This is a genomic window from Cohnella sp. LGH (assembly GCF_017671885.1).
GTDB classification, from domain to species: domain Bacteria; phylum Bacillota; class Bacilli; order Paenibacillales; family Paenibacillaceae; genus Cohnella; species Cohnella phaseoli.
On sequence record NZ_CP072117.1, the window covers coordinates 6,180,474 to 6,195,006 of the forward strand.

General features: G+C 55.6%; 9 protein-coding genes. 4 read left to right on the forward strand and 5 right to left on the reverse strand.

From position 1 onward, the window contains the following. Window positions 1–157 precede the first annotated feature (157 nt). The 4 genes from J4772_RS25855 to J4772_RS25870 all read right to left on the reverse strand — a co-directional run bounded on the left by J4772_RS25855 (window position 158) and on the right by J4772_RS25870 (window position 7,513). Window positions 158–4,627 carry an S-layer homology domain-containing protein gene (locus J4772_RS25855; RefSeq protein WP_209071989.1) on the reverse strand — a complete coding sequence of 1,490 codons (4,470 nt, stop codon included), beginning with the start codon at window positions 4,625–4,627 and terminating at the stop codon, window positions 158–160. Window positions 4,628–4,831: 204 nt separating this feature from the next. Then, complete coding sequence (locus J4772_RS25860) at window positions 4,832–5,629, reverse strand: ABC transporter permease (protein WP_209071990.1); 798 nt, start codon at window positions 5,627–5,629, stop codon at window positions 4,832–4,834. Between the two features lie 4 nt (window positions 5,630–5,633). Further along, the gene (locus J4772_RS25865) at window positions 5,634–6,428 is read right to left on the reverse strand and encodes an ABC transporter permease (protein WP_116065167.1); all 795 of its coding nucleotides are present in this window, start codon (window positions 6,426–6,428) and stop codon (window positions 5,634–5,636) included. Then, window positions 6,425–7,513, reverse strand: a complete 1,089-nt coding sequence (locus J4772_RS25870; protein ID WP_209071991.1) for an ABC transporter ATP-binding protein — start codon at window positions 7,511–7,513, stop codon at window positions 6,425–6,427. The genes J4772_RS25865 and J4772_RS25870 overlap by 4 nt, the downstream gene beginning before the upstream one ends. Window positions 7,514–7,627: 114 nt before the next feature. Between J4772_RS25870 and J4772_RS25875 the strand changes: the two genes are divergently transcribed. The 4 genes from J4772_RS25875 (at window position 7,628) to J4772_RS25890 (ending at window position 13,207) form a co-directional block, all read left to right on the forward strand. Further along, window positions 7,628–8,641, forward strand: coding sequence for an LCP family protein (locus J4772_RS25875; protein WP_116065165.1), 1,014 nt, complete (start codon window positions 7,628–7,630; stop codon window positions 8,639–8,641). 96 nt (window positions 8,642–8,737) lie between these two features. Beyond that, window positions 8,738–10,060: a glutamate-1-semialdehyde 2,1-aminomutase gene (locus J4772_RS25880; protein WP_209071992.1), complete on the forward strand. Its 1,323-nt coding sequence runs from the start codon at window positions 8,738–8,740 to the stop codon at window positions 10,058–10,060. Between the two features lie 215 nt (window positions 10,061–10,275). Beyond that, the gene (locus J4772_RS25885) at window positions 10,276–12,033 is read left to right on the forward strand and encodes a stalk domain-containing protein (RefSeq protein ID WP_209071993.1); all 1,758 of its coding nucleotides are present in this window, start codon (window positions 10,276–10,278) and stop codon (window positions 12,031–12,033) included. A gap of 229 nt (window positions 12,034–12,262) precedes the next feature. Further along, the gene (locus J4772_RS25890; RefSeq protein WP_209071994.1) at window positions 12,263–13,207 is read left to right on the forward strand and encodes a polysaccharide deacetylase family protein; all 945 of its coding nucleotides are present in this window, start codon (window positions 12,263–12,265) and stop codon (window positions 13,205–13,207) included. 78 nt (window positions 13,208–13,285) lie between these two features. Here J4772_RS25890 and J4772_RS25895 read toward each other — a convergent pair whose 3' ends face one another. Further along, the gene (locus J4772_RS25895; RefSeq protein WP_209071995.1) at window positions 13,286–14,503 is read right to left on the reverse strand and encodes a GTP-binding protein; all 1,218 of its coding nucleotides are present in this window, start codon (window positions 14,501–14,503) and stop codon (window positions 13,286–13,288) included. Between the last annotated feature and the right edge of the window lie 30 nt (window positions 14,504–14,533).

The following is a 14,533-nucleotide window of genomic DNA, read 5'->3' on the forward strand; positions in this document are numbered from 1 at the left end:
TTCTGAAGCTATCATACTCCGATTTGAAAGGGTTTGCAAGAACAAATTTTCGGTAGTGATCATATGTTCGACAAAAAGGGCATGTATCTCCCTCCGCCTTCGCGGTTCGCCTTTCGGGAGATACATGCCCTATATAGATTAGCCCTGACTATCGTTACTAGTTGATCAAATACGACTTCTGCAGCAGTCTCTGCATCATCGTCGCCGCTTCGGCCCGCGTGATGTACGCTTTCGGCGCAAGCAGGTTATCCGCTCTGCCCGAGACCAAACCCGCGCTTACGCTGTCAGCGGCGCCGCTGACGGCCCATTCGGAAATCCGGTCGGCGTCCTTGAACGCTTGCAGCAATTGCTCTGTGCCATGAACGGAAGTCCCCGTTGGCAGACCGGTCAGTTCGATTGCCTTAGACAGCATCCGCATCGCTTGCTCCCGCGTGATCGCTTCGTTCGGACGGAATGTGCCGTCCTCGTACCCGTTCAGCAAGCCGTATGCATAAGCCGTACCGATCGCGCCGCTGTACCAGTCCGAAGCCCTCACGTCGCTGAACTTTCCTGCGGCGCTGCTCGGCTTCAAACCCAGCCCTCGAATCAGAATCGTCGCGAACTCCGCACGGGTAATGTTGCGGTCCGGACTGAACACATCGTCGCCGGTCCCGTTCACGACCATTCGCGAGCCCATATCATTGATCGCATCCTTGGCCCAATGCTTGGCTGCATCCTTGAACTCCAGCGGATGCCAGACGATGGAGTAAGCACTGTTCGTTAAGCTGTTGATGACCGCATAATAAGCGCCGTCGATTTGGGTCACCTTCGTCGGAACGTGTCTTACCGTACCGTCCGGATCGATCACCACTCCGGTCGTAATCCGGTTCGGGTCAACGCCATCCGGAATCGCAATGGTTCGCTGAACGTAGGCGTTAAACGTCGCGACCTCCTCCTTCTTGCCGCCGTAAACCGCTTTGACGCTGAAATCCAGCGGTGGTGCGACAATCGTCAGCCCTTGCGCGAAAGCCGCGTTGTCGATCACCTTGGCCATCGCCGCCGAAGGAGCGGCTATCTCAATACGAATTTTGATCTCTTGAAGTGCCGGATTCGCGCCAAAACGCTTCGCCAATTCGTCCATATTGATCTGCAAAGCCGGAAGCGTATAGGAGGCTTGCTCCGTGCGAATCTCGATGATAGCTTGCCGAGCTTCCATATTTTTGACCATGCGCCCGTTTAACTCGCCCACGACCGTCTCGCTGCCTGATTGGATCGGGACGGTGATAACGGCTTTGTCGCCCGCTGCCTCCAGATGCTGCTTCAGCTTATCTTCATCGACGGAGACCGTCGTCACACGGCGCCCTCCGCGCTCTTCGGTGACGGCTGTTCCTGCATTTTCCGGCTTGCCGTTCACGAGCACCTCTACGCCTTCAGCCTTTGCGGGCGAGGTTGGCGAAGGAGTGCTTGGCTGAGACGGCGAGCCGCTTCCGTTGTCGCTGCCGCCGTTATTGCCGCTCGGCGGTGCGGTCGGCGTCACCGCGTTGGATACGGCCGAAGATTCGCTCTTATCCACTGCATTGATCGCCTTCACCGTAAATGTGTAGCTTGTTCCGTTCGTCAAACCCGTCACCGTAATCGGGCTGCTTAAGCCGGTCGCCTTCACGTTGCCCGGCATCGCCGTCACTTCGTAGCCGGTAATCGGGCTGCCGCCGTTATCCGTCGGCGCTGTAAAAGTCACCGTTGCGCTGCCGTTGCCAGCCGTTGCCGTAACTCCTGTCGGCGCGCCGGACGCGGCTGCAGGCGTTACTTGAATCTCTCCGGATTCCTCCAGAAGGCCGCTTGCGTCTCTCGCTTTAACTTTGAAGTAGTAAGGGATACCGTTGGTCAGCCCGCTAACCGTATAGGTGCTCGACGTTACGGTCGCCTCGGGATGCGCCTCATATTGTCCGGAGACGGATGCCATATACACGTCGTATTCGGTTGCACCCGGTACGCTTGGCCAATTAAGCTCTACCTTTCCGTTGCCGGGAGCGGCCTGCGGCTTCCAGATGCCCAGCTGTGCGGTCACCGTCAAAGTCGCCACGTTAGATGTCACCGAACCGCCGTCGCCTGTCACAACTACCTGATATCGCTGACCGTTCTGCTGCTCCGTAAGGTTGATAAGCGTCAGAGAAGAGCTTGTGGACATCGGCAAATTGAAGAACGAGCCGTTGCCAAGCGCATCGAACTGCCACTGATAGGACAAATTAACCCCTGTCGCCTGGACCGAGAAGGTTGCGCTTCCTCCCGCTGCAGCCGTTGCGTCGGAAGGATGACTCGTAATCGCCAGCGTCAGCGAGTTCAGCTGACCTGTCATCTGCGACGGCAGCAGCGACACAGTCGCAGCTATGCGTACGCGCAAGTCCGCGCCCATCGAGCTGGCGTCGAGCGTATCCGTACCTGCGGCAAGCCCGCTCGTCACAGTCGTCCAGTTCGCTCCGCCGTCCAGACTATACTCCATCGCCGTCGTTGCTCCCGACAGCTTCACCGCCGTCAGACCTCCGCTCAGATCCGCGCTAACGCTTGGAGCAGAAGCAGGGGCGGGAATGCTGCCGACCTTGCGTACGTTGGACGGATTCGTCCCCTCCCTCACGTACACATCCTGATTTGGTCCGAAGGCGACAGACGTGCTGTCCGCCGATGCCGATTGCCATGTCCCGTCCGTCCCGTCCGTGGAGTCCAGACTGTATTCCATCTGCGCACTCGTTCCCGTCAACAAGCCGGACGCCGCATCGATGCCGACCGTGCTTAGATCGACTGGCAAAGCAGCGCGCGAAGATTGAATAATCGCTCCGTACCTGCCCACGGCTACAAACCCGCTGTCGCCATGGACAACTCTTAACAGCTCCTTGTCGATGCCTGCAGAGCGAATCGTCCAGTGGACGCCGTCGGGAGAGGTTGCAACCTGCCCCCTGTACCCGACGACCTGATTTCCTACAACATCATACTCCGATCCAACGGCAAGGAACGTGTTGTCCGCATAGACGACGCCGCCCCTGAAATAGACCGAACCGGACTGAGGATGCAATTCCCAGGATAAACCGTCCGTCGAAGTGGCGATCTTCCCTTGACCGCCGACAGCGACAAAGACGCCGTTCGCATAAGCGACATCGTAATAATCCTTCATCGAATCGAGCTTCGTCCAGGTGCTTCCTCCATCTTTGGAAACGCCCATGGCAAGAGTGCCGACGACAATAAACGTATCGTTCCCGAAGGCCGCGCCGCGATTGTAGTTTGCCGTTCCCAACGAATGCTGCGTCCAATTCGCCCCTTTGTCATCGGAGACCAGGATCATGTCGGTGCCGTTGAGTACGCCTCCAGCTGCGACAAAAGTTCCGTCTCCGTAGGTTACATCCAGGACGCTCGCGTTGTTGATATTGGCAATACCCGGCAACTGCATCGTTTGGACATCGAAGTTCTCCCCGTCCGAGGATATGACCTGAGTCCCCCTGTAGCCGACCGCCATAAAAATGCCGTCTCCGAAAACAACCCCGTTAAGGGTCTGCCCTAAATCCGAAGAGCGAAAGGTCCACTCCTTCCCATCCGAGGAAATGAGAATAACGCCGTTCTCCCCTACAGTCACGTAGGTTCCGTCGTGATAAGCCACATCATTAAGACCATAGCCCGTTCCCTTGTTTCTTTGTATCCAGTTCACAGCGTCCGCAGAGGTCATGATCGTGCCCCAGTCCCCCACCGATACGTAAATGCCGTTGCCGAATGCGGCGGCTTGCAGGCTGATTTGACTTTTATACGGAATGTCCAGAATCTGACCGATCCAGTCTTCTCCGTCGTCCGACGCAACAAGAGAGACATTCCCTCCCGTTATCAAACGCTTGCCGTTGACGTCGTTCACGCTGTAAAAATGACGAACAAGAGAAGGCGTCTTGCTTGTCCAGCTTGCCCCGTCATCAGAGGCCAGTATCGTGCCGCTTAAACCGACCGCTGTAAAGCCGGAATCTCCATAGACGACATCCGTAATGCTGAGACTGGAAGCCACTCCGGAATTCTGAATCGTCCAATCGATTCCGTTGCTCGAGGCGATTACCGTTCCCTGATATCCGACCGCGACAAATCCGCCGTTCGGATGATAAGTCACTCCCATAAGATGGCTTGTTGTAGGCAAGCTCTGAACCTTCGTCCAGACTTTTCCGTCCGGGGATGTGACAATGACGCCGCTCTCGCCAACTGCAACAAATAGGCTGCCCCCATACGCAACATCGCGCAAATGGCTGGCTACGCCAGAGACCCGGCTTGTCCAAACGCTGCTGTCTTCCGAGGTAAGAATCGCGCCCCCCTCTCCTACGGCCACCAGAATATTGTCCGAATTTGCGATAGCTGCAAGAAATTTCGAGATGCCCGAGCTTCGGGTTTGCCACTCGATCCCGTCACTCGATGCGAGGATTGTACCGCCAGTTCCTACCGCTATGAAATTTCCATTCGTAAAAACGACATCCATCAAACTGCTGGAGCCAGGCAATGGACTCCTGACGCTCCACGTATACGGCGAGTCTGATGAATCCGCCGATACGGATATTGGCGCAATCAGTCCCACAAATAGCAATAACAAGGCCAGTATTCCGGATGACAAACGTTTAATCGAGCGCATCATGCGACATTCTCCTTCCGAAATCAAAAAAATATGGAATCCATTCGACAAACTTCACCTTAATTATACAAATCCGCAATAAACAAATAATAAACAAATCAAACAAAGGACACGGAGCAGGCTCAATCGACACAGAAAATAGAGGCAATCTCATGGTCATCTACAAGACGACTTAAGAGACAGCCTCTTCGAATTTTATGCTTAACTTTAGCTCCCCGCCCCGCGATACCGCTTCACGCCGTAGTTCCAGAACGAAATGCCAATCGTCAGGAAGACGAGGCCGACGATCGGCGTCAGCCACGGCATCCACCATTCCTCCAATCGCCCGAGGAAAAATGAAGCCGGGTACACGCCCACGAATGCGAACGGGAGCAGCCACGTCAGCAGAAACTTGATCGCTTTATTGTAGATTTCAACCGGATAACGCCCGTAGTTCTGGATGTTGTAGATGAGCGGCCCAATGCCGGTCGGCGCGTCCGAGTAGAACGAGATCGCCGCCATCGCCGTATAGATGCCCATATAGATGAAGCAAGAGCCGAGCACCATGACGATCAGCACGAGCGGATCGTACCAATGCAGCGGCAAGCCTAGCGTCGTCCACGACGAAATCAGAATCGCGAGGCCGACGAGCCCGCCGAACAGTGCGGGCGGGTCCATATTTTCCAGCATGACCTGCACCAGAGAATGCGCCGGACGGGTGAGCACCCGATCCATCTCCCCTTTGACGATGTACCGCTCGCTAAAATTCCAAGCGCTGAAGAACGTCGAGAAGAGGCCCGAAGCGAGCATGAAGTAGCCGTAGACGAACACGACCTCCGCCTCGCTCCAGCCGCCAAGGGACGGCGTATGCATGAACACGATGAAGATGAAGACGAGATTCAACCCGTTAAACAGCAGGTCCGACAGCACCTCGATCCAGAAATCGGCGCGATAGCTCAGCTTCGTCTTCAAATAATTGGCCAGATAATCCCGATACAAGCCCAATGTAAACGCGAATCGGTTCATTTTCTCAACCCCCTTGCACGAACAGACGACGCCGCGCCGCGCGCCATACGAGCATAATCGGTACGATCAGCACGACCGTCCAAGCGACCTGCACAAGCAGCGCATTCCACACGTCCGCCCCCTGAATACGCCCGGTAAACACCGAGCCCGGCAAATACGTAATCGCCTGAAACGGCAACCAGTTCATAATCGAAATCGCCCAGCCCGGGAAAAAAGCGATCGGAACGACGACGCCGGACAGCAGATCGACCATAATTCTTTTCATCGACATAATCCCTTGATTGTTCTCGAAGAAGAACGCGCCCAGCCCCGTCAGCAGGTTCAACTGCGTATTGATCAGAAAGCTGAACCAGATCATGACGAAGAAAACGATCCACTGCACCGGATCGGTCGGCAGCTCCAGCGGAAAAATAAACGAAACGACGATCATCCCCGGGATCATGAACAGCAGCAAGCGGAACAGCCCTTCGCCGAAGCCCTGCATCATTTTCACGAGCAAATAAGAATATGGCCGAATAATCTGGATCGCCACGCTGCCGTCGACGATCTCATTCGAAATTTCCCGGTCCAGGTTGTTAAAATAAAACGCCCGCGCCATCCACGACACAGCCACATAAGTGGACATCTGGATAACCGTGAACCCCTGCAGCGTCTCCGCCTCGCCAAAAATCGCCTTCCACAAAAAATAATACGCCCCGATGTTGATCGCGTAGATCACGATGCCGCTGTAATAGTTGACCCGGTAAGCGAGCATCATCAGAAACCGGATGCGGACGAAGTCCAAGTACATACTCATCATCGCGCCGCTCCCGCCTCCGTCTTCTCGTTCTCGCGGTCCCCGGCTCCCGTCTCCCCTTCGCTCAGGGCGGACAAATCGCGCGGCGCTTCGGCGCTGCCCGACTGATAAATCTCGCGCACAATCTCATCCGTATTCGTCTCGAAAATTTTGATGTCGCTAATATCGAGCCGACCCACGACGCGCGACAGCACCTCGGACACGTTCATCTCGCGCGGAATCCACACCTTGGCCGTCAGGTCGTTGTCCAGCGACCAGCGCACGTCCAGCTCTCCCGTCAAGGCCGACACTCTCGCCAGCGTTACCGGATCGGTGAACTGGAACTGCACCTCGCGCCCTTTGCCCCAGCGCGTTTTCAGCTCCTCCAGCCCGCCGTCGTAGATGATGCGCCCGTCGTCCAGCATAATGACGCGCGAGCACAGCGCCTCGATGTCCTGCAGATCATGCGTCGTCAGCAGAATCGTCGTCCCCTGCTCGCGGTTCAGCCGCTTCAGAAACTCGCGAATTTCCGTCTTCACCACAATATCCAAGCCGATCGTCGGCTCGTCCAAAAACAAAATCGAAGGATTGTGCAGCAGCGCCGCCACCAGCTCGCAGCGCATCCGCTGCCCCAGGCTCAGCTTGCGCACCGGGCGGTTTAGCAGCTCCTGCAATTGCAGGGTTTCCACCAGCTCGTCCAGCCTTTTGCGAAAATCCGTCTCGTCCACCCGGTATACTTTTCTCAGGAGCCGAAAAGATTCGATGACTCCGATGTCCCACCACAGCTGGCTGCGCTGCCCGAACACGACGCCGATGCCCTGCACGAACTTCTCGCGCTCCTTATGAGGAACGAATCCGTTGACGAGCAGCTTGCCGGAGGTCGGCACGAGAATGCCGGTCAGCATTTTGATCGTGGTCGACTTGCCTGCGCCGTTCTCCCCTATGTAGCCGCATATTTCGCCTTGAGGAATTTGAAAGCTGATATCCTTGACCGCGGCTACCTCAGTATGCTCCCGTTTGAACAAATCCTGGAGCGCTCCCTTGAGACCTTCGCGGTTTTTCTGAACCTTGAACTGCTTGCGCAGCTGATGCACGTCTATGGCTAACATGATGAACCTCCTAGGGTCAAGTCGAGTTCATTAAAGGTTTTTTACATGAACTTGCGTATTCTGGGGCCGAAACTTTATAATTTTAACATACTGTCAACTGAGAGGACTATCGGAATGAAGAAAAAGTGGAAGATCACCTTGTTCTCGATATTGGGATTGGCTTTTATTTTTTTGTGTGCGGTAGGCTGGTGGGCATGGGCAAGCGTTAAAGAAATCGATAAGGCACAGAAGCCGAAAGAGGAATCGCGGTTTCGCCAGTTTGAGGAGAAGCCGGAGTACAAGCCGCCGGAGTGGGAAGGCTCGGAACGGGTCAACGTGCTGCTCATGGGCGGCGACGACAGAGGGCTGAGAGAAGGGGAAGTGCCCCGGTCGGACACGATGCTGGTCGCCTCCTTCGATCCCGTATCGAAGAAAATACACCTATTCTCGGTGCTGCGCGACACCCGCGTGGAAATTCCCGGTTATAAAGACAACCGCGCCAACACGGCCCTTTCCCTCGGTGGCCCGGAGCTGGCGATGAAGACAATCGGCAACCTGATGGGACTGGATGTTCAGTATTATGTTTATGCCGATTTTCAAGGATTCATCAAGCTGGTGGATGCGCTTGGCGGCGTCGACTTCTATGTGGAAAAGGATATGAAATGGACCGACAATGCGGACGGCAACCGGTACGACATCAACCTGAAGAAGGGGCAGCAGCATCTCGACGGCGATAAGGCGCTGCAATATGTGCGTTTCCGGCACGACAAGTTATCCGACTTCAGCCGCACCGAGCGCCAGCGTCAGTTCCTGAAAGCCGTAGCGCTCAAGCTGATGGACGGCTGGAACTTGATCAAGCTCCCGGATATTTTGAGCGAGGTCGTTCCGTACATCGAGACGAACATGACCTCGAACGATATGCTGAAGCTGGGCACGCTGGGCTACAATTCGCATCAGGCCGGCTCCGCGCAAATTCCTCCGATGGACCTTGTCTTCGACGAAAACGTGAACGGTTCGGCGATGCTGGGCGTACGGAATCGCGACAAACTGAAGGAATACGTACAGGAAGTGCTGAGCACGGACGATACGGCAGTCGAGGAAACTCCGGGAGCCAGCCCTTCCGCGAGTTCGGCAGCCGCACAAAATTAAGTACTATACCGCCGTCCCTCGGGATGGCGGTATGATGTTTATCTTCGTCTTGCAGGCCAGAAAGCAACAACACGGATAAGCGGAGGTTAGGAGAAAATGAATCAGAGAGTACGTTCGGAGCAGCTGTACGAGGAAGCTCAGCGCCACATTGTCGGAGGAGTGAACAGCCCCTCCCGTTCCTTCAAGGCGGTCGGCGGCGGTGCGCCGGTGTTTATGGAACGCGCGGAGGGCGCTTATTTCTGGGATGTCGACGGTAACCGGTACATCGACTATTTGGCTGCATTCGGGCCGATCATTACGGGACATGCGCATCCGAGGGTTACCGAGGCGATCGTCCGGGCGGCGCAGAACGGCACGCTGTACGGCACGGCGACGGAGCATGAAATTCGGCTCGCGGCGGCGCTGAAGGAAGCGATCCCTTCGATGGACAAGGTGCGCTTCGTCAACTCCGGCACGGAGGCGGTCATGACGACGATTCGCGTCGCCCGGGCGTTCACCGGCCGCAACAAAATCATCAAGTTCGCCGGCTGCTACCATGGCCATGCCGACCTGGTGCTCGTCGCCGCGGGCTCCGGCCCGTCGACGCTCGGCATTCCCGACAGCGCGGGCATCCCGCCCAGCATCGCCAGCGAGGTCATTACCGTGCCGTTTAACGAGCTGGACGGACTGCGCACGGCGCTGGAGCATTGGGGCGACCAGGTTGCTGCGGTCATGGTCGAGCCGATCGTCGGCAATTTCGGCATGGTGATGCCGAAGCCCGGCTTCCTGGAAGGGCTGTGCAAGCTGGCGCGGGACGCGGGCGCCCTCGTCATCTACGACGAGGTGATCAGCGCGTTCCGCTTCCACTACGGCTCGGCCCAGACATTCTCGGCGTTCGCGGATCAGGAAGCGATCCGGCCGGATCTAACCGCCCTCGGCAAAATCATCGGCGGCGGCCTTCCTATCGGAGCTTACGGCGGCCGAGCCGACTTGATGGCGATGATCGCGCCGCTCGGCCCCGCTTATCAGGCGGGCACAATGGCCGGCAACCCGGCGTCGGTGCTCGCCGGACTGGCTTGCCTGGAGGTGCTGCGCGAGCCGGGCGTTTACGCTCGCATGGAAGCGCAGGCCGCACGGTTGTGCGACGGGCTGCAAGCCTCTGCGGACCGGCATGGCGTGCCGCTGACGATCAACCGGATCGCCGGCGCGTTCTCCACTCACTTCTGCGCCGGACCGGTCGCCAACTACGAAGACGCGCAGCTCTCCGACGGCGAGCTGTTCGGCCGCTTCTTCCGCCTCATGCTGGAGCGCGGCGTCTACCTCGCCCCGTCCAAATACGAGGCCTGGTTCCTTACGACGGCCCACACCGATGCCGACATTGACGCGACCTTGTCTGCGGCGGAGGAGTCTTTCGCTGAGATGGGGCGCGATTCGATCTGAGTCCAAGCTTACAGAAGCCTTCCTTCAAATCGGGAACGGCTTCTTTTTTCTGTACGGTCACAAAATCCCCCCCTCCGTCAATACCGCAACATTTACCGCTCGCGTGCGTCACTTATACATACCTTCCCATTTCGATGGAATAGGCTATCGGAATATTCCTATACGGCGGGCAGGCGATATTCTAGAATCGGACAAGCTAAGGAGAACTTATTACAATGAAAATGCAAATCAAAAAGCAATTGACGAAGATCACTCTCGGTTCCATGCTGCTGTCGATCCCTTTTTCCGCCGCATCCGTGTATGGGCAAGATGTCGTTGCGGAACGGAACACCGTCCTGTTGAAGTCCGGTAGCGCAAGCATCCAATTCAACGGTCAGCTCGCGACGGCCGTTCGGCCGGTTACCTACAAACAAGGCTCGAACTTTATCCCACTGAGAACCTTTGCCAAACTGTATGACTACACGATCTCTTACGACGCAGCAACCCGGCAGACGGTCATCTCGAAGGCGGGCAAGGAGATCCGTTTTACAGTGGGCACCGACCGTTATACCTGGAATGGAGAAGAGCGGTTTGCGGCCGGCAAGCTGTTCGAGCTGAAAGGCAACATCATGGTGCCGATTCGTACCTGGTCGGAAATTACCGGAAGCCGTTTTGAAGCGAATGGAGACTCGTACTCTCTTTCCTGGGAAGGAGAAGTAAAAGATGTGCCTCCGGTCGCGAAATTTTCCACGAACAAAACCGTCTACAAAATGGGAGAGCCGATCGAATATTCCGATGAAAGCTACGATGAGCACGGCAAAATCGTCAAGACGGAATGGGAGGGAATGAACCGCGCCTTTTTCCGTCCCGGCGTTGTGGAGGTGACTTTGAAGGTAACCAACAGTTACGGCTTGAGCAACTCCTTTACGCAGGAGATCCGGATTACGGAGGAATCCATGTATACCGAGGAGGAATTCAATCGTCTGTTCACATCCCCGGGCGACAAAATTTCAATTGCCGGCCCTTCCGTTCTCCATATGGCGAAAGTGCCGTATACGATCGAATCCAAGCCGATGCAGTTAATTCGCAGCAATAGCCCGGAATATTTCCTTGAGGAAGGAATCGCTTACCAGGACAGCATCTCGGGCAAGTTCCGAATCAATATCCATAACGGCAACCGCTCGGGCAAAACGTTGACGATCTACCTGATCGCCACCAATCGCCAGAGCTATCCGGTTACCTATAACATCGAAGCATTCGGCAAGGCCGGGCCGGCCGACTACGTCTCCACAAGCGGCAAAAACGCCGTCGCCCGCTTCCTTGAAGATACGGCTCACGGCAAACCGCGCGCTAAAGTCGTATTGCAGCCCGGCGAATCCGTCATCGTATTGCCCGATGTCAGCGATACGCCGCTAAAGCCGAACCTGATTATGACCTCCTACACGGAAATCCAGACCAGCGACGAGCTTCAATTCACCGTTGCCGCGGTGGATGCGGAGGCGCATCCGGGGCAAAACATCTTCGAGATTCTCCCTGAGCTGAAGCAGCTTGACCGCGACGGTCGCCATGTCCGGGGAACGTTTCAGGACGCCGATCGTTCGCTGATTATTAACGAGGCGCTCGGCTACAAGGAGCAGCGGATTTCGATCGGCGACCTCGACGACAGCTTCCTTCAGGGTGAGGATAAGGTGCTGGGCATCCCCGAAACGAATAAAGGCAATACCGGCGTGCGCTACAATGTACGGGTAAAGGTGGCGCCTCATACGCTGATCGGGCTCAATGCGCGGGGCGGTCACTATGCGGGGGCGCTGCTCGTCAATGACCGGGTGGTGCAAGCGGTTGAGAAGAGCATTTTGAAGAACCCGGACGAACTGGGCATCCTGTATCGTACCGGCGATAAGGAAGAGACGGTCGAGCTGACGCTGGTCGTGGCATCCGGCAGCAATCTTCCGATTAACCTGGTGTTTATTCCAATGCCTAAAACCGCTCAATAAGTTGTTGCGTTGCTCAAGGGCCTCCGACGATTCGGGGGCCCTTAAGCGTCTTTCCCTTCCCCCCCCTCCCTCTGTTCCCGACTTCAAGGATTTCCTCAATTAAGATTTATTTAAGAACCTGTAAGATTCCTTTAATAACCTGTCCACCATTTTTTAAGCAGTCGTACGCCAATCCATTAAGATGTCATCTATATAATCCTCCTCATATAGTAAGGAGGAGATTCGTAATATGTTTTTACGCAAAAGATCTTGGGCATCCGTAGTTTCATTGGTAATACTGGTTTCTATCATCCTCGTTGCCTGCAACAAGGAAGTACCCACACAGGCAGTAGGAACGTCGGCTAAGCCAAAAACTGAAGCGGTAACGGAAAAAAAGACGGAGACGGTAGCGGAAAAAGGGAAGGTTTACTATAAGGATCGGGTCGCCGTATTGATGTATCACGATCTCACCGAAGGCAAGACGACGAAAAAGGCGTTATCGGCGGACGTTTTTAAGAAACAGATGGAGCTATTGAAGACGAACGGCTTCCGGGTCATCGGCATGAAGGAGTATTCGGACTTCATTCTTAATGGGGGAAAAGTGCCTGACAATGCGGTACTGATTACCTTTGACGACGGATATGAAAGCTTCTACAAGCTGGCGTATCCGGTACTGAAGGAATACGGTTATCCGGCGACCGCCTTCCCTATCATCAGGTTTATCGACGAGAGGATCGGAGCGCCCAAGATGACCTGGGATCAAATGCGCGAGATGCAGAAGAACGGCATGACCTTCTACTCTCATACTTATGATTCGCATGTGTATATCGACATAGACGAAAGAGGCAAATCGAAGCCCGCACTAACGGCACGAAAGTATCTGATCGATAAAAAACGTCAGGAGACGAAGGAGGAGGCCAGGCGACGGATTATCGACGATCTGAAAAAAGCGGAGGAACGCTTGAAGGAAGAACTCGGCAACACCGACAGCATCCTCTGTTTCCCTTATGGCGCTCATAACGACTTGGTAATGGATGCATTGAAGTCGCTTGACATCCAAATTTCCTTCACGGTCAAGAAGGGAGTCAATTCCCGCTCCGATGCCAAAGGCTTCAGAATCAATGCTGCCAAAGTAGGAATGGATCCGGAGACGACGATCGGACAACTGAAGAAGATTAAAGCTTATACGGGATGAGTTACCCCAGGGAGAGAAGCCTACATAACGGAAGAGGATGCCCCTGGATAAGGACATCCTCTTCCGTTTGGCATTCCCTTACGCCTGGAACTGCTCCTCCATCTGTTCCGCCGACCCATTCGGAAAACCGTCCCGGAAAGTCGACCAATTCATCGCCAGCTCCTCATCCGTCAGCAGGCATTCGTCCAACTCGGCCGTAAGCTGTACCCGGTTCATCTCAATGCCGATAAACACGAGCTTATTGATCCGATCCCCGTACAACGGATGCCAGTGCTCGGTCACCTTAGGCTCGTCTCGTAGAATCGCGTCCCGCTCAGCGTCCGGTAATGCCGCCACCCAGTAGCCCGCTGGACCGAATTGAATCGAAGGCCCGGCTTGGCTGAAGCTTTGCGCCATTTGACTGCGCGTAGCCAACCAGACGATTCCCTTGGCGCGGACGACCTCGGACGGCCAATCGCTCATCCAGGCCATGAGACGCTCCGGATGGAAGGGACGCGCTCTCTCGTACACGAATGAAGCGATGCCGTACTCCTCCGTTTCCGGGACATGGTGATCCTTCTCCATTTCCTGAATCCATCCCGCCGACCGGCTGGCCGTCTCAAAATCGAACAGCCCTGTATTCAAAATAGCCGACGGCTCAATCCGCCCATACTCGGACCGAATCAGCTTGGCTCGCGGCTGCAAAGCTTTGAGCACCTTTTCCAGCTCGTCAAGCTCCTGCGCCTCCACTCTGTCGCATTTGTTCAAGATCAGCACGTCGCAGAACTCGATCTGGTCGATGAGCAGGTCGACAACCTCGCGCGTATCGTTTTCCCCGACCTCCTGCTTGCGATCCATCAACGAATCCCCTGAGCCAAAATCCTTCCAGAACCGATAAGCGTCCACCACCGTTACCATGCAATCGAGCCGGCAAAACTTCGTCAAGTCGATGCCAAGCTCCTCGTCGATATACGAGAAGGTCTGAGCGACAGGGACCGGCTCGCCGATTCCCGTCGATTCGATCAGAATGTAGTCGAAACGATCTTCTTTCGCCAGCCGCTCCACCTCTTGCAGCAAATCCTCGCGCAGCGTACAGCAGATGCAGCCGTTGGACATTTCCACCAGCTTCTCCTCCGTACTCGACAATCCGCCTCCATCCTTGATCAGGTCGGCGTCGATGTTCACTTCCCCCAGATCGTTCACGATGACGGCAACCCTTAAGCCATCCCGATTGTTCAGCACATGATTCAGAATCGTCGTTTTCCCCGCACCTAAATACCCACTCAGCACTGTTACCGGCAATTTGTCTTTGCTCATTGTCGCATCTCCTTGTCCGTTCAATTGGAT

Coding starts and splice junctions, on each gene's coding strand:
- J4772_RS25855 (WP_209071989.1), bottom strand. CDS start 4,627: ATGATGCGCTCGATTAAACGTTTGTCATCCGGAATACTGGCCTTGTTA.
- J4772_RS25860 (WP_209071990.1), bottom strand. CDS start 5,629: ATGAACCGATTCGCGTTTACATTGGGCTTGTATCGGGATTATCTGGCC.
- J4772_RS25865 (WP_116065167.1), bottom strand. CDS start 6,428: ATGATGAGTATGTACTTGGACTTCGTCCGCATCCGGTTTCTGATGATG.
- J4772_RS25870 (WP_209071991.1), bottom strand. CDS start 7,513: ATGTTAGCCATAGACGTGCATCAGCTGCGCAAGCAGTTCAAGGTTCAG.
- J4772_RS25875 (WP_116065165.1), top strand. CDS start 7,628: ATGAAGAAAAAGTGGAAGATCACCTTGTTCTCGATATTGGGATTGGCT.
- J4772_RS25880 (WP_209071992.1), top strand. CDS start 8,738: ATGAATCAGAGAGTACGTTCGGAGCAGCTGTACGAGGAAGCTCAGCGC.
- J4772_RS25885 (WP_209071993.1), top strand. CDS start 10,276: ATGAAAATGCAAATCAAAAAGCAATTGACGAAGATCACTCTCGGTTCC.
- J4772_RS25890 (WP_209071994.1), top strand. CDS start 12,263: ATGTTTTTACGCAAAAGATCTTGGGCATCCGTAGTTTCATTGGTAATA.
- J4772_RS25895 (WP_209071995.1), bottom strand. CDS start 14,503: ATGAGCAAAGACAAATTGCCGGTAACAGTGCTGAGTGGGTATTTAGGT.